The organism is Burkholderia sp. BCC1996 (assembly GCF_905339955.1).
GTDB lineage: Bacteria > Pseudomonadota > Gammaproteobacteria > Burkholderiales > Burkholderiaceae > Burkholderia.
In genome coordinates, this window is record NZ_CAJPHM010000022.1 from 1 (window position 1) to 18,126 (window position 18,126).

Here is an 18,126-nt window from a genome sequence, read left to right on the forward strand (position 1 = left end):
TGCCATCAAGCGCCCACACTTATCGGCTGTTAATTTTTAAAGAGCATGTCTGCGAGGACCCTGAGGCTTTCTCAGCAGCGCTGCGTTTTCAGCAGCAGAGAAGCGAGATTATGAACCGTCTTTTTCAGTTCGTCAACAACTTTTTTAACTACTTCGTTGCGACGGCTGGGGTTCAACTTCCTGCACCGCCGAGGCCGCTACGACCCGCCCGACAGCACCGCTTCCCTTTTTCTCCCGCGCTGCGTTTCCGTTAGCGCGAAAGAGGCGTGATTCTAAGCACCTGCCCTCGTCTGCGCAACCCCTTTGTGAAAATATTTTGAAAAGCCCCCGTGCGCTGCCGCGCACGGGGGCTTGGGGTTCGATGAACTACGTGCCTCCGGTGACCTTGAAGCGGCCGGCAATCCGTCGTTCTCTCTCTATATATATGGCGAGTTTACTTGCCGCCAGCCACGGCCTGCAGCCGCTCCACCGGCACAGCGTCGGCCATCGCCGCGTAACCGGCGTCGCTCGGGTGAATGCCGTCGCCGCTGTCGTAGCGGCGCTGCAGCACACTCGGGCGCGCCGGATCGCGCAGTACCGCGTCGAAGTCGACCACGCCATCGAACCCGCCGCCGCCTCGGATCCACCGGTTCACCTCGAGCCGGATCGCCTCGCGCCCGGCCGGCAACGCCGCGGGCGTGAGCGTCGCACCGAAGATCTTCACCCCCTGGCGGTGTGCAGCCTCGATCAACCGGCGATAGCCGTCGATCAACGACGACGCCGTGACCTGCGTATGCGGGTTGTCGCAATCGAGCCCCGCGCGCGGCGGCATCGCAGCAAAGTTGATGTCGTTGATACCGATCAGCACGATCGCCGCCTTTACCCCCGAGCGCGACAGCGCATCGCGCTCGAACCGCGACGCCAGGGACGTGCCGTAGCACGCCGAATCGCTCAGCAGACGATTGCCGCTGATCCCGAGATTCACGACGCCAAGCGAATCCGAACCTGCCGCGGACAGTCGGCGCGCCAGCGCGTCGGGCCAGCGACGGTTGCGGTTCAGGCTCGAGCGCAGCCCGTCGGTGATCGAGTCCCCGATCGCGGCGATGCTCGCCCGCGCGGCCCCGGCCTCGACGGCAAGTTCGGTCACCCACGCATACTGGGTAAAGCGCGCACGGAATGCACCGCCGCCCGGATCGTTCACGTGATCACCCGGCGCCGATACGTAATTGAACTGGTTCGACACGCGGTGCCACACGGTCATCCGCTGGTTCGCGCCCATCCGCAGACTGATCGCATACGGCTGCCCGGCCATCACGTCGATCGCCACCGCGTCGCTTTCGAGTTCCTGGCCCGGCGCGAGCGTCACCGACGCCTTGCCACCGAAGCGCACGGCAGCACTCGCCCCGTCGGCAAGCGCCGCGCCGTCACCCGCGCGCGCAAGACCGGCGCCCTCGATCACCAGCGGCGCGCGACCGTACGCATTGCTCACGCGAATCCGCGCGGCATGCCCCGATACGGTCGGGTAGACGATCTGACGGACCGTACGTCCGCCCACGTCGGGCGCGCGATAGAGCGGCGGCGGCGCAGCCAGGTCGGGAATCGGCTGCAATGCGGTCGCCCACGCGGCAACCCACTCGGCCGGTGCGGCCGAGGCGACAAGCGGCGACAGGAACACGGACGCGCCCAGCACGGTCGCGACGAAACTGCTTCGAAATGACATCGGCGAAATCCTTATCGGAAAGCGGGCATTGTGCCGCAGAAGCGGCCCGTCTCACGCGCCGGACCGTCTTCCTGCCCTGGCGATCGCGCCCCGACGCCCCACGTTTACCCGAATCTCCCCGCAAATCCGCGAGAAATTTATTAACCGACCGGTCGGTTGGTTTATACTTCGCACACATTCAACCGGACGAGATCCTCCGCCATGTACACGCAATCCCTCGACATCCCCGGCAACGTCGCATCGCTCGACGCCGCAGCCGAGTCGCCCGAGCAGGCGCGGTTCGACGCGGTCATGGCCGCGGACGGCAAGATCGAACCGCAGGACTGGATGCCCGACGCCTATCGCAAGACGCTGGTGCGCCAGATTTCGCAGCACGCGCACTCGGAAGTCGTCGGCATGCTGCCGGAAGGCAACTGGATCTCGCGCGCGCCGAGCCTGAAGCGCAAGGCGATCCTGCTCGCGAAGGTCCAGGACGAAGCCGGTCACGGCCTCTATCTATATAGCGCGGCGGAAACGCTCGGCGTCTCGCGCGATTCGCTGATCGACGCGCTGCACGCCGGCAAGGCGAAATACTCGAGCATCTTCAACTACCCGACGCCGACCTGGGCCGACGTCGGCGTGATCGGCTGGCTCGTCGACGGCGCCGCGATCATGAACCAGATCCCGCTGTGCCGCTGCACGTATGGCCCGTACGCGCGCGCGATGATCCGCGTCTGCAAGGAAGAGTCGTTCCACCAGCGTCAGGGCTTCGATGCGCTGCTGTCGATGATGAAGGGCACCGACGCGCAACGTGCGATGGTCCAGCAGGCGGTGAACCGCTGGTGGTGGCCCGTGCTGATGATGTTCGGCCCGAGCGACGCCGATTCGGTCCACAGCAACCAGTCCGCGAAATGGGGCATCAAGCGGATCACGAACGACGACCTGCGGCAGAAGTTCGTCGACGCGACGGTCGACCAGGCGAAGGTGCTCGGCGTGACGCTGCCCGACCCCGACCTGAAATGGAACGAGGCACGCGGCCACCACGACTACGGCGCGATCGACTGGGACGAATTCTGGCGCGTCGTCAACGGCGACGGCCCGTGCAACAAGGAACGCCTCGCGACCCGCGTGAAAGCGCACGACGACGGCGCATGGGTGCGCGAAGCCGCGCTCGCGCACGAGGCGAAGCGCCGCGCCCGCGCCGAACAGCACGCCGCCTGAGCGGCAACCATCGAATACAGGATTCAGGAGAGAGTGATGAACAAGGAATGGCCGATCTGGGAAGTGTTCGTGCGCAGCAAGCAAGGCCTCGACCACAAGCATTGCGGCAGCCTGCACGCGGCCGACGCGTCGATGGCGCTGCGCATGGCGCGCGACGTCTACACGCGCCGCCAGGAAGGCGTGAGCATCTGGGTGGTGCCGTCGTCGGCGATCACCGCGTCGGATCCGGCCGAGAAGGCCGAGCTGTTCGAACCGGCGGGCGACAAGATCTACCGTCACCCGACGTTCTACACGCTGCCCGACGAAGTCAACCACATGTAACGCCCGCGCCATGACGATCACGCCCGAACACCTCTCCTACGTGCTGCGCCTCGCGGACAACGCGCTGATCCTCGGTCAGCGCAACGCCGAATGGTGCGGCCACGGCCCGATCCTCGAGGAAGACATCGCGCTCACCAACATGAGCCTCGACCTCATCGGCCAGGCCCGCATGCTGTATACGCACGCAGCCGAACTCGAGCGCCAGCTGAACGGCGCGACGAAGACGGAAGACGATTACGCGTACTTCCGCACCGAGCGCGAGTTCGCGAACTTCACGCTCGCCGAGCTGCCGCACTACGGCCCGATCGCCGGCACCGCGCACGCCGACAAGGATTACGCGGTGACGATCGTGCGCAACTTCCTCTACGCGACGCTGATGCTGCACGTGTGGACCGCGCTCGAAACGTCGACGGACGCGCAACTGGCCGCGATCGCCGCGAAATCGGTGAAGGAGACCCGCTATCACGTGCAGCACGCGCGCGAATGGCTGGTGCGCCTCGGCGACGGCACCGACGAATCGCATCGCCGCGCTCAGGCCGCGCTGGACTACCTGATTCCGTACACGCGCGAATGCTTCGCGGCCGACGCGATCGACGACGCGGTCTGCGCATCGGGCGTCGGCCCGGCACCGGCCGCGCTCGAAGCCGCATGGCGCGCGGACGTGGACGAAGCGCTCGCGGAAGCGACGCTCACCCTGCCGGCGCCCGTGCAGCACGTGAGCACCGGCAAGCAGGGCGAGCACTCGGAGCACATGGGCTACCTGCTCGCGGAAATGCAGAGCCTCGCGCGCCAGCACCCTGGCGCGACCTGGTAACCCGCCGCCCCAACGGAGCCCGACGATGTCCGTCCAGACCGCCGCCCCCGCCGACCCGACGCCCGCCGCGCACCGCAACGATCCGTTGCTCGCGCGCGCGTGGGACGTGCTCGAAGCCGTGCCCGATCCCGAGATTCCGGTCGTGTCGATCCGCGAGCTCGGCATCCTGCGCGACGTCCGTCGCGCGGACGACGGCCAGCTCGAAGTCGTGATCACGCCGACCTACTCCGGCTGCCCGGCGATGTCGCAGATCGCCGAGGACATCGCCGCGGCAATGCAGGCCGCCGACCTGCCGCCGCACCGGATCGAGACGGTGCTCGCCCCCGCGTGGACGACCGACTGGATCACGCAGGAAGCGCGCGACAAGCTGCGCGCGTACGGCATCGCGCCGCCCGTCGGCCAGTGCGGCAGCGCCGCGCCGCGGGAAAACGTCGTGCGTTTCGTGCCGCGCCCCGTCGCGGCGCCCGTGTGCCCGCGCTGCGGGTCAGCCAACACCGAGCGTCTCGCGCAATTCGCGTCCACGGCCTGCAAGGCGTTGTATCGCTGCGTCGACTGCCGCGAACCCTTCGACTACTTCAAACCTTACTGAAATGAAACAGCCCCCACGCTCTCTTCATTCGCTGCCCCCCGAGGGGGCCGACGCCCCCGTTGGGGCGGCCCGGCGGGGGTCGTCAACCCCGCAATTTCACGCGCTGCGTATCCGCGACGTGCGGCCCGAGACCGCCGACGCCGTTACCGTCTCGTTCGACGTGCCGCCTGAGCTGCGCGACGCGTACCGCTTCACGCAGGGCCAGTTCGTCACGCTGAAGACCCACATCGACGGCGAGGAAACGCGCCGGTCGTACTCGATCTGCGTCGGCACGACCGACTACGACCGCGACGGCGAACTGCGCATCGGCATCAAGCGCGTGCGCGGCGGCCGTTTCTCGAATTTCGCGTTCGACACGCTGCAGCCGGGTCACACGATCGACGTGATGACACCGGACGGCCGCTTCTTCACGCATCTGAACGCGGACCACGGCAAGCAGTACGTCGCGTTCTCCGGCGGGTCGGGCATCACGCCGGTGCTCGCGATCGTGAAGACGACGCTCGAACTCGAACCGCGCAGCACGTTCACGCTGATCTACGGCAACCGCAGCGTCGACGCGATCATGTTCGCGGAGGAACTCGAGGACCTGAAGAACCGCTACATGAGCCGCTTCGTCCTGTATCACGTGCTGTCGGACGACCTGCAGGACGTCGAGCTGTTCAACGGTGTGCTCGACCAGGCGAAATGCGCGGAATTCCTCGCGACGCTGACGCCGGCCGACGCAATCGACGAAGCGTTCATCTGCGGCCCGGCGCCGATGATGGACGCGGCCGAAGCCGCGCTGAAGGCAGCCGGCGTGCCGCAGGCGAAAGTGCACGTCGAACGCTTCGGCACGCCGCTGCCGCAGGCGGGCGCGCCCGTCGTCGAGATCACCGACCAGACGCCGGCTGCCGACCTCGAAATCGTGCTCGACGGCAAGAAACGCAAGCTGCGCCTGCCGTACGAAGGCGTGAGCCTGCTCGACGTCGGCCTGCGCGCGGGCCTCGCGCTGCCGTACGCGTGCAAGGGCGGCGTGTGCTGCACGTGCCGGGCGAAGGTGGTCGAAGGCGAGGTCCGGATGGAGAAGAACTACACGCTCGAGGAACACGAAGTGAAGGACGGCTTCGTGCTCACGTGCCAATGCCACCCGATCAGCGACAAGGTCGTCGTGAGCTTCGACGAGCGTTGAGCGGCGTCGCGCCGGCGCGCCGCGCCGGTTTCTCGTCGTCACACATCTCGCTTACACTAGGGGCCGCCGGCCGGCTGGACGTCTTCACGTCCGCCCGGCCGGCGGTTTTCTTTTGTTGACGACAGACCGATGAGTACCATTCACGTGATTCAGGGCGGCACCGCCGCCGCGTCGCTGCGCGAGGCCCTCGCGCAAGCCGGACGCGACGAGCGCGTCGTCGGATTGCTCGACGATCTCGCGGTCGGTCCGCTGAAGGGCGCCGACGAGACGCCCGACACGCGCGCCGCCTTCTGGCAGCGCGTGCTCGGCGACGCGATTCCCGACTGGAACGCGGAAATCGAAGGCGAATTCGCCCGCCTCGACCAGCTCGCGACCGAGACGGGCCAGGTGGTCGTCTGGCACGCGCCGAGCGTCGGCGACAAGCTGCTGCTGCGCCGCGTCGCCTATCACCTGCGCAACGTGCCGCAGCGCCTGAACGAGGTGCGGCTGTCGGCCGCGGACCTCGACGCGCCGCAGCGCGCGGCGCTGACCCGCACCGACCAGGCCTGTTCGACCGGGATGTTCTCGCCGGCGGCGCTTGCGCGCAAACGGCCGGTGGCCGCACCGATCTCGGTGCTGCGCATCGGCCGCCTCGCACTCGAATGGCAGGAGGCGAAGCACCTGAATGCCGAGTTGCGCTACTGGGTCAGCAATACCATCAAGAGCGGCCAATACGCGGACCTCGACGCGCTGATCGTCGCGCACGCGGAAACCGGCTGGTTGCCCGCGCGACGCGTCGTCGGCGGCATCATGGCCGGCGCCGACCGCGGCGGGCTGTTCGTCAGCGACTCGATCGCCTGGTGGCGCTGCCGCGAACTCGCGGCAGCCGGCCGGCTCGAACTGCAGGACGACGCGCCGGCCGCCCTTTCTTCCACGCAGGTGCGCGCGCCCGCCGCGCCTCGCTAACGCTACTCTTTCGCATTCGACCATGGCCCGTACCCGAGCGCCCGACCACGAATCCCAGCGCGAGCAGATCCTCGATCTCGCCGCCGAGAAATTCGCGCAGACGAGCTACCCGAGCACGTCGATGTCCGATCTCGCGACCGCGAGCGGCACGTCGAAGGCACGTCTCTATCACTATTACGAGAGCAAGGAAGCGATCCTGTTCGACCTGCTCGACCGCTACACGAAGCGGTTGATGCTGATCATCGCCGAGGTCGAAGGTGCGAGCCAGCGGCGCGGCCTCAGCGAACGCGACGCGTTCGCCGAGCTGGTGCGCGCGTTCCTCGCCGAGTACGAGACGTCGCACAGCCGCCATGTCGCGCTGCTCAACGACGTGAAGTATCTCGAGGACGCCCAGCGCGAAATCGTGCTCGACCGCCAGCGCGACATCGTCGCGGCATTCGCGCGCCAGCTCGCGCGCGCCTATCCGGACCGGATCTCGAAGGAAAACCAGACGTCGGTCACGATGATGGTGTTCGGGATGATCAACTGGACGTTCACATGGCTCAAGCCGGGGGGCCGCCTCGGCTACCGCGACTTCGCCGAGCAGGTGATCGACCTGATGGAGCACGGGCTGTCGTCCGGCGCGTGATTGCCGCGCAGCAGCATGCGTTGCGCGGCGGGTACACTGCGACAGGCCGCCGCGCATTTCATGTGATGAATTTTAAATCGCTTATAAATCAAATAGATAGCAAATGAACTAAGCGGATTTAGAATTCGCCCTCGGCACAAATAACGTCAAATACGGGTTTTCCCCAACCCGCTCGGGTAAAATGCTGTTGCATTGCACAAGCTGCTTGTGCGGCTACAGACTGAGGAACCCACGATGAACACGCAACTCGACCGCCGTGCCGATGCTGTCGGCCACGCCGGGACTGCGCCGGTTCTCGTCAGGGAACTGGCTTCCAAAGACCGTGAGCGAATGCTCACCCACTTTCTCTCGCTCAACGAAGAGGACCGCCTGCTGCGCTTCGGCCAGATGGTGCCCGACCACGTGATCGAGAACTATGTCCGTACGATCGACTTCGGTCGCGACACGGTGTTCGGCGTGTTCGACCATGGGCTCGAACTGATCGGCGTCGGCCACCTGGCGTACCTGCCCGCGGAAGGCGACAAGCGCACGGCCGAATTCGGCGTGTCGGTGCTCGAAAGCGCCCGCGGCCGCGGCGTCGGCTCGAAGCTGTTCGAGCGCGCGGCGATCCGCAGCCGCAACACCCGCGTGACGATGCTGTACATGCATTGCCTGTCGCGCAATGCGACGATGATGCACATCGCGAAGAAATCCGGGATGCGAATCGAATACGCGTACGGCGAAGCCGATGCGTACCTGTCGCTGCCGCCGGCCGACCACGCGACGATCCTCGCCGAGATGCTGCAGGAACAGGCCGCGGTGTTCGACTACGCGCTCAAGCGCCAGGCGCACCGCACGTCGAAGTTCATCGAATCGCTGATGCCCGCCGCGCTGACGGCATAACATCGGCCGACCGGGCTGCCCTGCGGGGCGCCCGGCCTTCCCTTCCTTCTCGCCTTCCCCCGCCGCGCACTAGCGCACCGAGCGGATCGGCAACGCCGTCGTCTCCTTGAAGCACTCGAGCGAGAAGCTCGTCTTCACGTCGATCACCGACGGATGGTGCAGCAAGTGCTCCTGCACGAAGCGGGAGAAGTGCGCCATGTCCTCGACCTGCACGCGAAGCAGGTAATCCATGTCGCCCGTCATCGCATGACACGCGACCACTTCCGGCCAGGTCTGCACGGCCGCGCGAAACAGTTCCGCGTGGGTCGCGCCCGCGCGCGCCGACGTCTCGTCGGCACGGACCGGCGCCAGGCCACCACGCTTCTCGAGCCGCACGCTCACGTACGCCAGCAGGTCGAGCCCGAGCTTCTGCGGATCGAGCAGCGCGACATAGCCGGTGATCACGCCGATCTCCTCGAGCCGCCGGATCCGCCGCAGGCACGGGCTCGGCGACAGGTTCACGCGCTCGGCGATTTCCTGGTTCGACAGGCGGCCGTTCTCCTGAAGAATCGCCAGAATCCGCCGGTCGATGGCATCCAATTCGGCTTGCGCCATTTTCTGCCCTCCGTTGATTATTTCCAGACTGGAAATTGCGCCATCGTAGGCACGGACGATTAAGTTCGCAAGTTTTCGCTCGCGCCCGCCCGCTACACTTTGTCGCACGTACCGATTCGTTGCGCACGCCGACACGTGCGCCGCGTTCGACACCGAACCGGGCCGCGCACGCGCACGTCGCGCCGGCCGATTGCCCCGCACAGGAGACACGACATGCAGATCCCCAACTGGGACAACCCCGTCGGCACCGACGGCTTCGAATTCATCGAATACACCGCGCCGGATCCGAAAGCGCTCGGACAACTGTTCGAGCGGATGGGTTTCACCGCGATCGCCCGCCATCGTCACAAGGACGTGACGGTCTACCGCCAGGGCGACATCAACTTCATCATCAACGCCGAGCCCGATTCGTTCGCGCAGCGCTTCGCGCGCCTGCACGGCCCGTCAATCTGCGCGATCGCGTTTCGCGTGCAGGACGCCGCGAAGGCTTACCAGCACGCGCTCGAACTCGGCGCATGGGGCTTCGACAACAAGACGGGCCCGATGGAGCTGAACATCCCGGCGATCAAGGGCATCGGCGATTCGCTGATCTATTTCGTCGACCGCTGGCGCGGCAAGAACGGCGCGCAACCGGGCGCAATCGGCGACATCAGCATCTATGACGTCGACTTCGAACCGATCGCCGGCGCGAACCCGAACCCGGTCGGCCACGGCCTCACCTACATCGACCACCTGACGCACAACGTGCATCGCGGCCGCATGCAGGAATGGGCCGAGTTCTACGAGCGGCTGTTCAACTTCCGCGAAGTGCGCTATTTCGACATCGAAGGCAAGGTGACAGGCGTGAAGTCGAAGGCGATGACGTCGCCGTGCGGCAAGATCCGGATTCCGATCAACGAGGAAGGCTCGGACACGGCCGGCCAAATCCAGGAATACCTCGACGCCTATCACGGCGAAGGCATCCAGCACATCGCGCTCGGCACGAACGATATCTACGGCGCGGTCGACGGCCTGCGCGGCAAGGAAGTGAAGCTGCTCGACACGATCGACACGTATTACGAACTGGTCGACCGCCGCGTGCCGAACCACGGCGAATCGCTGGACGAGCTGAAGAAGCGCAAGATCCTGATCGACGGCGCCCGCGACGACCTGCTGCTGCAGATCTTCACCGAGAACCAGATCGGCCCGATCTTCTTCGAGATCATCCAGCGCAAGGGCAACCAGGGCTTCGGGGAAGGCAACTTCAAGGCGCTGTTCGAATCGATCGAGCTCGACCAGATCCGCCGCGGCGTGGTCCAGGACAAGGCCTGACGCAGAAGGCCGCACGGCGCCCGGCTGGCCCGGGCGTCCGCGCGAACATCGGCGGCACAAGGAAAAAGGGCGGGAATCGTGCGATTCCCGCCCTTTCGTCGTTCCGGCGCGGCCCGGCGGCCGCGCGAACGGATCAACGCACGTTCGCCTTCGACACGACCGCACGCGCGGCCGCCGGCTGTGCGTCGGCATCCTGCGCCGGCGCGATCTGACGCATCTGCGCGCCGGCTGCCGCCAGTGCGCTCGCGCCGCGCGCGTGCACCGGGCCGGTCATCGAGAAAAACGCGGCGGACACGATCAGGAAACTCTGGATATGACGTGTGTTCATTGCACCTCCTGTAAAAACTGCCGGCGCCTCCCCGGTTGCGTCGAAACGAGCCGACGCGACCGGGCACCTCCGGCAGGCCGACAAGATTAACGGCATTTGTCCGATGATGGGCGCGGCTTTACATGCCTTTACATGATGTAACGCATCGTCGCGCCATTTCGTCGGCGCGCCGCGGCACGCCGGCCGGTGGTCGGCGGGTTTATCCCAGTGCTACCATCACTTAAAACCGGCCAATATGCCGGCCACTGCCGACACGTTCACAAGACGTCGACGCAATCGAAGCTTTGGTGATCCCAAACTGGGTGGAGGAGACTGTTAATGAATGCCCCGCTAGACGCAGGCCAACGCGCATCGCTCGAAGCCGCGCTGAAGTCCGTCACGCTTGACGACAAATACACGCTCGAACGCGGCCGCGCGTACATGAGCGGCATCCAGGCGCTCGTGCGCCTGCCGATGCTGCAGCAGGAACGCGACCGCGCCGCCGGCCTCAATACGGCCGGCTTCATTTCCGGCTACCGCGGCTCGCCGCTCGGCGGCCTCGATCTGTCGCTCTGGAAAGCCAAGCAGCACCTGGCGGCCCACCAGATCGTCTTTCAGCCCGGCCTCAACGAAGATCTCGCCGCCACCGCCGTGTGGGGCTCGCAGCAGGTCAACCTGTACCCCGGCGCGAAGCACGACGGCGTGTTCGGCATGTGGTACGGCAAGGGCCCGGGTGTCGACCGCACCGGCGACGTCTTCAAGCACGCGAACTCGGCCGGCTCGTCGAAGCACGGCGGCGTGCTCGTGCTCGCCGGCGACGACCACGCGGCGAAATCGTCGACGCTCGCGCACCAGTCCGAACACATCTTCAAGGCCTGTGGGCTACCGGTGCTGTTCCCGTCCAACGTGCAGGAATATCTCGACTTCGGCCTGCACGGCTGGGCGATGAGCCGCTACTCGGGCCTGTGGGTCGCGCTGAAGTGCGTGACGGACGTGGTCGAATCGTCGGCGTCGGTCGACATCGACCCGCATCGCACCGAGATCGTGCTGCCGACCGACTTCATCCTGCCGGAAGGCGGCCTGAACATCCGCTGGCCGGACCCGCCGCTCGTGCAGGAGGCACGGCTGCTCGACTACAAGTGGTACGCGGCGCTCGCCTATGTGCGCGCGAACAAGCTCGACCGAATCGAGATCGACTCGCCGAATGCGCGCTTCGGGATCATGACGGGCGGCAAGGCGTACCTCGACGTGCGCCAGGCGCTGACCGACCTCGGCCTCGACGACGAAACCTGTGCGCGGATCGGCATCCGCCTGTACAAGGTCGGCTGCGTGTGGCCGCTCGAAGCGCAGGGCGCGCAGGCGTTCGCGCGCGGCCTCGACGAAATCCTCGTCGTCGAGGAAAAGCGCCAGATCCTCGAATACGCGATCAAGGAAGAGCTGTACAACTGGCCCGATGCGCAGCGCCCGCGCGTGTTCGGCAAGTTCGACGAGAAGGACGGCGCCGGCGGCGAATGGTCGGTGCCGATGGGCAACTGGCTGCTGCCCGCGCACTACGAACTGTCGCCCGCGATCATCGCGAAGGCGATCGCGACGCGCCTCGAGAAGTTCGAGCTGCCGTCCGACGTGCGCGCGCGCATCGCCGCGCGGCTCGCGGTGATCAACGCGAAGGAAATGGCGCTCGCGAAGCCGCACGTGCAGACCGAGCGCAAGCCGTGGTTCTGCTCGGGCTGCCCGCACAACACGTCGACCAACGTGCCGGAGGGCTCGCGCGCGATCGCCGGGATCGGCTGCCACTACATGACGGTGTGGATGGACCGCAGCACGAGCACCTTCAGCCAGATGGGCGGCGAAGGCGTGCCGTGGATCGGCCAGGCACCGTTCACCGACGAGAAGCACGTGTTCGCGAACCTCGGCGACGGCACCTACTTCCACTCGGGCCTGCTGGCGGTGCGCGCGGCGATCTCGTCGAAGGCGAACATCACCTACAAGATCCTCTACAACGATGCCGTGGCGATGACGGGCGGCCAGCCGGTCGACGGCGTGCTGACGGTGCCGCAGATCACGCACCAGCTCGCGTCCGAAGGCGCGAAGAAGATCGTGATCGTCACCGACGAGCCGGAGAAGTACGACAGCCAGAAGGCGCTGCTCGCACCGGGCGTGACGATTCATCACCGCGACCAGCTCGACGACGTGCAGCGCGAGCTGCGCGAGATCGAAGGCACGACGATCCTGATCTACGACCAGACCTGCGCGACCGAGAAGCGCCGCCGCCGCAAGCGCGGCACGTATCCGGATCCGGCGAAGCGCGTCGTGATCAACGACGCGGTGTGCGAAGGCTGCGGCGACTGCTCTGTGCAGTCGAACTGCCTGTCGGTCGAGCCGCTCGAAACGGAATTCGGCACGAAGCGCCAGATCAACCAGTCGAGCTGCAACAAGGACTTCTCGTGCGTGAAAGGCTTCTGCCCGAGCTTCGTCACGGTCGAAGGCGGCCAGCTGAAGAAGCCGAAGGCCGTGTCGGTCGACGGCGGCGCGCTGCCGCCGATTCCGGAGCCGACGCTGCCGGCGATCGACCGTGCGTACGGCGTGCTCGTCACGGGCGTCGGCGGCACGGGCGTGGTCACGATCGGCGCGCTGCTCGGGATGGCCGCGCACCTGGAGAACAAGGGCGTGACCGTGCTCGACGTGACCGGCCTCGCGCAGAAGGGCGGCGCCGTGATGAGCCACGTGCAGATCTCGCACGCGCCGACCGACATCCACGCGACGCGGATCGCGATGGGCGAAGCCGACCTCGTGATCGGCTGCGACGCGATCGTCACGGCCGGCGACGAATGCACGTCGCGGATGCGGCACGACGCGACGCGCGTGGTCGTCAACAGCGCGCAGACGCCGACCGCCGAGTTCATCAAGAACCCGAACTGGGCGTTCCCTGGCTTGTCCGCGGAGAACGACATCCGCGCGGCAGCCGGTGAAGCCGTCGACTTCATCGACGCGAACCGCTTCGCGGTCGCGCTGCTCGGCGACGCGATCTACACGAACCCGTTCGTACTCGGCTACGCGTGGCAGAAGGGCTGGCTGCCGCTCACGCTCGCGTCGCTCGAACGCGCGATCGAGCTGAACGCGGTGTCGGTCGAGAAGAACCGCGCGGCGTTCGACTGGGGCCGCCGCGCCGCGCACGACCTCGCGAGCGTGAAGCAGGCCGCGGCCGGCGATGCACGCCACGCGCAGGGCGCCACGGTGATCGCGCTGCACACGAAGAAGGCGGTCGACGCACTGATCGCGAAGCGCGTGGAGCTCCTCACCGCGTACCAGAACGCCGCGTACGCATCGCGCTATGCGGCCTTCGTCGACACGGTGCGGGCGGCCGAACGCGCGCTGGCGGACGGCGACGCCGTGCAGGAGCCGTTGACCGAAGCGGTCGCGCGCAACCTGTTCAAGCTGATGGCGTACAAGGACGAGTATGAGGTCGCACGGCTGCAGTCCGATCCCGCGTTCCTCGCGCGCCTGTCGTCGCAGTTCGAAGGCGACTGGAAACTGAAGTTCCACCTCGCGCCGCCGCTGTTCGCGAAAACGGACGCACACGGCCATCTCGTGAAGAAGGCGTACGGCCCGTGGATGTTGTCGGCGTTCCGGCTGCTCGCGAAGGCGAAGTTCCTGCGCGGCACGGGGCTCGACCCGTTCGGCCGCACCGCGGAGCGCCGCACCGAGCGCGCGCTGATCAGCGAGTACGAAGCGCTGATCGGCGAAGTGCTGGGCAAGCTGAACGCGGCCAACCGCCCGCTCGCGCTCGAGCTCGCGGCGCTGCCGGACGGCATTCGCGGCTACGGCCACGTGAAGGAGAACAACCTGCGCGCGGTACGCCAGAAGTGGGACACGCTGCTCGCGAAGTGGCGTTCGCCGACGGGCGGCCAGTCGCATCAGCAGGTCGCGTGACGGCGGGCGGCGGGCGTTCCCCGTCGGGACGCCCGCCGCCGCGTAGCCCCGCCCACGGCAGTGCATAAAAAAAACGCCACGGAACGCAGGTTCCGTGGCGTTTTTCATTGCGCCGCGCATGACGCGCGGCGCACGCGGGCGCGAACTTACTTCGTGTTCGCGTTCGCGGCGGCCACTGCCGTCATGTTGATGATCCGGCGCACGGTCGCGGCCGGCGTCAGGATGTGGACCGGCTTCGCGGCGCCGAGCAGGAACGGGCCGACCGTCACGCCTTCGCCGCCGACCATCTTCAGCAGGTTGTACGCGATGTTCGCCGCTTCGACGTTCGGCATGATCAGCAGGTTCGCTTCGCCCGACAGCGTCGTGCCCGGGAACGCGGCCTTGCGGACCGCTTCCGACAGCGCCGCGTCACCGTGCATTTCGCCGTCGACTTCGAGGTTCGGCGCACGCTCGCTGATCAGCTTGCGAGCCTCGGCCATGCGGCGCGACGATGCCGACGGCGCGCTGCCGAAGTTCGAGTTCGACAGCAGCGCGGCCTTCGGCGCGATGCCGAAACGCTCGATCTCGGCGGCCGCCTGGATCGTCATGTCGGCGAGCTGTTCCGCGCTCGGCACTTCGTTCACGTACGTGTCGCACAGGAACAGGTTGCGGCCCGGCAGCATCAGCAGGTTCATTGCCGCGTAGTGCTCGGCGCCCTGCGCACGGCCCAGCACCTGCTCGATGAACTTCAGGTGCGTGTGGTACGTGTCGATCATCCCGCAGATCATGCCGTCCGCGTCGCCCAGGTGCACGAGCATCGCGCCGATCAGCGTGTTGAACTTGCGCAGCGCGGCCTTCGCGACTTCCGGCGTGACGCCGTCACGCGCGCCGATCTCGTGGTATGCCTGCCAGTAGCGGTGGTAGCGCGTATCGTCTTCCGGATTCACGATCTCGAAATCGACGCCCGCCTTCAGCTTCGAGCCGATCTTCGCGAGGCGCATCTCGACGACCGACGGACGGCCGACGATGATCGGCTTCGCGATCTTTTCCTGCAGCACGAACTGCGCGGCGCGCAGCACGCGCTCGTCCTCACCCTCGGCGAACACGATGCGCGCCTGCTTCGTCTTCGCGGTCGCGAACACCGGGCGCATCACCATGCCGGTGCGGTAGACGGTCGCGCCGAGTTGCTCGCGGTATGCGTCCATGTCCTGGATCGGACGCGTGGCGACGCCCGAATCCATCGCGGCTTGCGCGACGGCCGGCGCAATCTTGATGATCAGGCGCGGATCGAACGGCTTCGGAATCAGGTAGTCCGGCCCGAACTCGAGCGAGTGGCCTTCATACGCCTTCGCGACTTCCTCGCTCTGGTCGGTTTCCTGCGCCAGCTCGGCGATCGCGCGCACGCACGCGAGCTTCATTTCTTCCGTGATCGTCGTCGCGCCGACGTCGAGCGCGCCGCGGAAGATGAACGGGAAGCACAGCACGTTGTTGACCTGGTTCGGGTAGTCCGAACGGCCGGTCGCGACGATCGCGTCGGGGCGCACGGCCTTCGCGTCTTCCGGGCGGATTTCCGGTTCCGGGTTCGCGAGCGCCAGGATCAGCGGACGCTCGCCCATCGTCTTGACCATGTCCTGCTTCAGCACGCCCGCGCTCGAGCAGCCGAGGAACACGTCCGCGCCGACGATCGCGTCGGCGAGCGTGCGCGCGTCGGTGGTCGCCGCATAACGCTGCTTCGACGGGTCGAGGTTGCCGCGCCCTTCGTAGATCACGCCCTTCGAATCGGCGACGAGGATGTTCGACTTCGTGAGACCCAGGTTCACCAGCAGGTCCAGACAAGCGATCGCTGCCGCGCCCGCGCCGGAACACACGAGCTTCACTTCGGACAGCTTCTTGCCGACGACCTTCAGGCCGTTCAGGATCGCGGCCGACGCGATGATCGCGGTGCCGTGCTGGTCGTCGTGGAAGACGGGGATCTTCATGCGCTCGCGCAGCTTCTGCTCGATGTAGAAGCATTCCGGCGCCTTGATGTCCTCGAGGTTGATGCCGCCGAGCGTCGGCTCGAGCATCGCGATCGCCTCGACGAGCTTGTCGGGGTCGGACTCGGACAGTTCGATGTCGAACACGTCGATGCCCGCGAACTTCTTGAACAGGCAGCCCTTGCCTTCCATCACCGGCTTCGCGGCCAGCGGGCCGATGTTGCCGAGGCCCAGCACGGCCGTGCCGTTCGTGATGACGCCGACGAGGTTGCCGCGCGACGTGTACTTCTGCGCGTCGAGCGGATCGGCGTGGATCGCCTCGCACGCCGCGGCGACGCCCGGCGAATACGCGAGCGACAGATCGAGCTGGTTCGACAGCGGCTTGGTCGGGGTGACCGAAATCTTGCCGGGTTTCGGGTTAAGGTGATAAGCGAGAGCGGCCTGCTTCAGTTGTTCGTCCATGATTGACCTGCGAGAGACATGCGAAATTTTTGACGGTTCAGTACACAGCACCTTGGGCCGCGTCTGCTTGAATCGAGGGGGTGGTCGACTGCGAGACGGCACGCGACGCGCCGGGTCGGCACGCCATGGAACCTTGGCGGGTGGCAAGAGAAAAGTACAAAGTACTGAACGATTTCTAAGGGTCGCCTAGTGTACACCCCCTAAATGCCGCCTGTTGGTGCAGCGCGGCATCCTCGCCATCAGCATCGGGCTGGTCGTGCCCCGTTTGTTTCACCGGTGGCGAGCCGCACGTCGAACCTGCGCGAATTCCGCCGAAAACCGGCCTGAATCGGGTAAAATAGCGGGCTACGCGCGCAGCGATGCGATTGTTGGCCCGATGGGTCCGTCGATCGCACCCCGGCCCCTCGGGCAGGTTCCCCTTGCTGCGCCACCGGGCCCGCGCCCGCTCTTCGCTCATCACCCAAGGAATGCCCATGACAGGCTACGATCGTCAGTCGATCTCGGATACGACCGCCAAAATCCTGCTCGAAGTGCAGGCGGTGCACTTCAACGCCGAAAAACCATTCATCTTCACGTCCGGCTGGGCAAGCCCCGTCTACATCGACTGCCGCAAGCTGATCTCGTATCCGCGCGTGCGTCGTGCGCTGATGGAAATGGCGGAAACGACGATCATGCGCGACGTCGGCTTCGAGCAGATCGACTCGGTGGCAGGCGGCGAGACGGCCGGCATCCCGTTCGCGGCATGGCTCGCGGACCGCATGATGGTGCCGATGCAGTACGTGCGCAAGAAACCGAAGGGCTTCGGCCGCAACGCGCAGATCGAGGGTCATCTGGAAGAAGGATCGCGCGTGCTGCTGGTGGAAGACCTGACGACCGACAGCCGCAGCAAGATCAACTTCGTCAACGCGCTGCGCACCGCGGGCGCGACGGTGAACCACTGCTTCGTGCTGTTCCACTACAACATCTTCAAGGAAAGCGTGTCGGTCCTGAAGGACATCGACGTCGACCTGCACGCGCTGGCGACCTGGTGGGACGTGCTGCGCGTCGCGAAGGCGTCGGGCTACTTCGAGACCAAGACGCTCGACGAAGTCGAGAAGTTCCTGCACGCGCCGGCCGAGTGGTCGGCCGCGCACGGCGGCGCAACGGCCCCGAAGGAGTAACGCCGAGCCGGCACGCAGCCGGCACCCTGGCTGAAAAAACCGCTCGCGTGGTCGCGAGCGGTTTTTTTTCGTCCGTCGATCGGCATCGCGGCCGGCCCGAATCGCTGGCCGCGGCATGCATCGCTCATCGAACCCTAATGCTAGACTTGATCCATCGTCGC

At 66.3% G+C, this 18,126-nt stretch carries 16 protein-coding genes; 12 read left to right on the top strand and 4 right to left on the bottom strand.

Annotated elements, in window-relative coordinates; translation table 11 throughout:
- Positions 1-254: hypothetical protein (locus U4Z64_RS27615; RefSeq protein WP_321821647.1), on the top strand; the 254-nt coding region annotated here is incomplete at its 5' end.
- A 179-nt stretch (positions 255-433) separates the two neighbouring features.
- On the opposite strand, the gene U4Z64_RS27620 is transcribed toward U4Z64_RS27615, so the two are convergent.
- Positions 434-1,699, bottom strand: coding sequence for an SGNH/GDSL hydrolase family protein (locus U4Z64_RS27620; protein ID WP_321821648.1), 1,266 nt, complete (start codon positions 1,697-1,699; stop codon positions 434-436).
- Positions 1,700-1,900: 201 nt separating this feature from the next.
- On the opposite strand from U4Z64_RS27620, the gene paaA reads away from it, so the two are divergent.
- The 8 genes from paaA (at position 1,901) to U4Z64_RS27660 (ending at position 8,246) form a co-directional block, all read left to right on the top strand.
- Positions 1,901-2,899: a 1,2-phenylacetyl-CoA epoxidase subunit PaaA gene (paaA, locus tag U4Z64_RS27625; protein ID WP_044846317.1), complete on the top strand. Its 999-nt coding sequence runs from the start codon at positions 1,901-1,903 to the stop codon at positions 2,897-2,899.
- Positions 2,900-2,935: 36 nt separating this feature from the next.
- Entirely contained in the window at positions 2,936-3,220 is a 285-nt protein-coding gene (paaB, locus tag U4Z64_RS27630) for a 1,2-phenylacetyl-CoA epoxidase subunit PaaB (RefSeq protein ID WP_006752453.1), read from the top strand.
- Positions 3,221-3,230: 10 nt separating this feature from the next.
- Complete coding sequence (gene paaC / locus U4Z64_RS27635; protein ID WP_044846318.1) at positions 3,231-4,034, top strand: 1,2-phenylacetyl-CoA epoxidase subunit PaaC; 804 nt, start codon at positions 3,231-3,233, stop codon at positions 4,032-4,034.
- Between the two features lie 25 nt (positions 4,035-4,059).
- A complete protein-coding gene (gene paaD / locus U4Z64_RS27640) occupies positions 4,060-4,623 on the top strand; it encodes a 1,2-phenylacetyl-CoA epoxidase subunit PaaD (protein ID WP_124520505.1) in 564 nt (187 codons plus the stop codon).
- 31 nt (positions 4,624-4,654) lie between these two features.
- Positions 4,655-5,791 (top strand): 1,2-phenylacetyl-CoA epoxidase subunit PaaE, encoded by a 1,137-nt coding sequence (gene paaE, locus U4Z64_RS27645; RefSeq protein WP_321821693.1) that lies wholly within the window; start codon positions 4,655-4,657, stop codon positions 5,789-5,791.
- Positions 5,792-5,920: 129 nt separating this feature from the next.
- Positions 5,921-6,736, top strand: coding sequence for a DUF1835 domain-containing protein (locus U4Z64_RS27650; RefSeq protein WP_321821649.1), 816 nt, complete (start codon positions 5,921-5,923; stop codon positions 6,734-6,736).
- 22 nt (positions 6,737-6,758) lie between these two features.
- Complete coding sequence (locus U4Z64_RS27655; RefSeq protein WP_059682891.1) at positions 6,759-7,364, top strand: TetR/AcrR family transcriptional regulator; 606 nt, start codon at positions 6,759-6,761, stop codon at positions 7,362-7,364.
- A gap of 234 nt (positions 7,365-7,598) precedes the next feature.
- On the top strand, positions 7,599-8,246 hold the full coding sequence (locus U4Z64_RS27660; protein ID WP_044846322.1) for a GNAT family N-acetyltransferase: 648 nt from the start codon (positions 7,599-7,601) through the stop codon (positions 8,244-8,246).
- Positions 8,247-8,315: 69 nt separating this feature from the next.
- Here U4Z64_RS27660 and U4Z64_RS27665 read toward each other — a convergent pair whose 3' ends face one another.
- Positions 8,316-8,840: an Lrp/AsnC family transcriptional regulator gene (locus tag U4Z64_RS27665; RefSeq protein WP_011655746.1), complete on the bottom strand. Its 525-nt coding sequence runs from the start codon at positions 8,838-8,840 to the stop codon at positions 8,316-8,318.
- A gap of 213 nt (positions 8,841-9,053) precedes the next feature.
- Between U4Z64_RS27665 and hppD the strand changes: the two genes are divergently transcribed.
- Positions 9,054-10,151 (top strand): 4-hydroxyphenylpyruvate dioxygenase, encoded by a 1,098-nt coding sequence (gene hppD, locus U4Z64_RS27670; protein WP_124571406.1) that lies wholly within the window; start codon positions 9,054-9,056, stop codon positions 10,149-10,151.
- A 133-nt stretch (positions 10,152-10,284) separates the two neighbouring features.
- On the opposite strand, the gene U4Z64_RS27675 is transcribed toward hppD, so the two are convergent.
- The gene (locus U4Z64_RS27675; protein WP_321821650.1) at positions 10,285-10,479 is read right to left on the bottom strand and encodes a hypothetical protein; all 195 of its coding nucleotides are present in this window, start codon (positions 10,477-10,479) and stop codon (positions 10,285-10,287) included.
- A 318-nt stretch (positions 10,480-10,797) separates the two neighbouring features.
- Here U4Z64_RS27675 and U4Z64_RS27680 point away from each other — a divergent pair, with 318 nt between their 5' ends.
- Positions 10,798-14,388, top strand: coding sequence for an indolepyruvate ferredoxin oxidoreductase family protein (locus U4Z64_RS27680; RefSeq protein WP_321821651.1), 3,591 nt, complete (start codon positions 10,798-10,800; stop codon positions 14,386-14,388).
- Between the two features lie 146 nt (positions 14,389-14,534).
- Here the strand turns inward: U4Z64_RS27680 and U4Z64_RS27685 are convergent, their stop codons facing one another.
- Positions 14,535-16,805, bottom strand: coding sequence for an NADP-dependent malic enzyme (locus U4Z64_RS27685; RefSeq protein WP_044846327.1), 2,271 nt, complete (start codon positions 16,803-16,805; stop codon positions 14,535-14,537).
- Positions 16,806-17,278: 473 nt separating this feature from the next.
- Here U4Z64_RS27685 and U4Z64_RS27690 point away from each other — a divergent pair, with 473 nt between their 5' ends.
- A complete protein-coding gene (locus U4Z64_RS27690; protein WP_006752465.1) occupies positions 17,279-17,965 on the top strand; it encodes an orotate phosphoribosyltransferase in 687 nt (228 codons plus the stop codon).
- Positions 17,966-18,126 lie beyond the last annotated feature (161 nt).

Excerpts from the sequence above, each read along its gene's own strand:
- U4Z64_RS27680 (WP_321821651.1), top strand. The coding sequence starts at position 10,798 with ATGAATGCCCCGCTAGACGCAGGCCAACGCGCATCGCTCGAAGCCGCG.
- U4Z64_RS27655 (WP_059682891.1), top strand. The coding sequence starts at position 6,759 with ATGGCCCGTACCCGAGCGCCCGACCACGAATCCCAGCGCGAGCAGATC.
- paaD (WP_124520505.1), top strand. The coding sequence starts at position 4,060 with ATGTCCGTCCAGACCGCCGCCCCCGCCGACCCGACGCCCGCCGCGCAC.
- U4Z64_RS27685 (WP_044846327.1), bottom strand. The coding sequence starts at position 16,805 with ATGGACGAACAACTGAAGCAGGCCGCTCTCGCTTATCACCTTAACCCG.
- U4Z64_RS27690 (WP_006752465.1), top strand. The coding sequence starts at position 17,279 with ATGACAGGCTACGATCGTCAGTCGATCTCGGATACGACCGCCAAAATC.
- U4Z64_RS27665 (WP_011655746.1), bottom strand. The coding sequence starts at position 8,840 with ATGGCGCAAGCCGAATTGGATGCCATCGACCGGCGGATTCTGGCGATT.
- hppD (WP_124571406.1), top strand. The coding sequence starts at position 9,054 with ATGCAGATCCCCAACTGGGACAACCCCGTCGGCACCGACGGCTTCGAA.
- paaB (WP_006752453.1), top strand. The coding sequence starts at position 2,936 with ATGAACAAGGAATGGCCGATCTGGGAAGTGTTCGTGCGCAGCAAGCAA.
- U4Z64_RS27660 (WP_044846322.1), top strand. The coding sequence starts at position 7,599 with ATGAACACGCAACTCGACCGCCGTGCCGATGCTGTCGGCCACGCCGGG.
- U4Z64_RS27675 (WP_321821650.1), bottom strand. The coding sequence starts at position 10,479 with ATGAACACACGTCATATCCAGAGTTTCCTGATCGTGTCCGCCGCGTTT.
- paaC (WP_044846318.1), top strand. The coding sequence starts at position 3,231 with ATGACGATCACGCCCGAACACCTCTCCTACGTGCTGCGCCTCGCGGAC.
- U4Z64_RS27620 (WP_321821648.1), bottom strand. The coding sequence starts at position 1,699 with ATGTCATTTCGAAGCAGTTTCGTCGCGACCGTGCTGGGCGCGTCCGTG.
- paaA (WP_044846317.1), top strand. The coding sequence starts at position 1,901 with ATGTACACGCAATCCCTCGACATCCCCGGCAACGTCGCATCGCTCGAC.
- U4Z64_RS27650 (WP_321821649.1), top strand. The coding sequence starts at position 5,921 with ATGAGTACCATTCACGTGATTCAGGGCGGCACCGCCGCCGCGTCGCTG.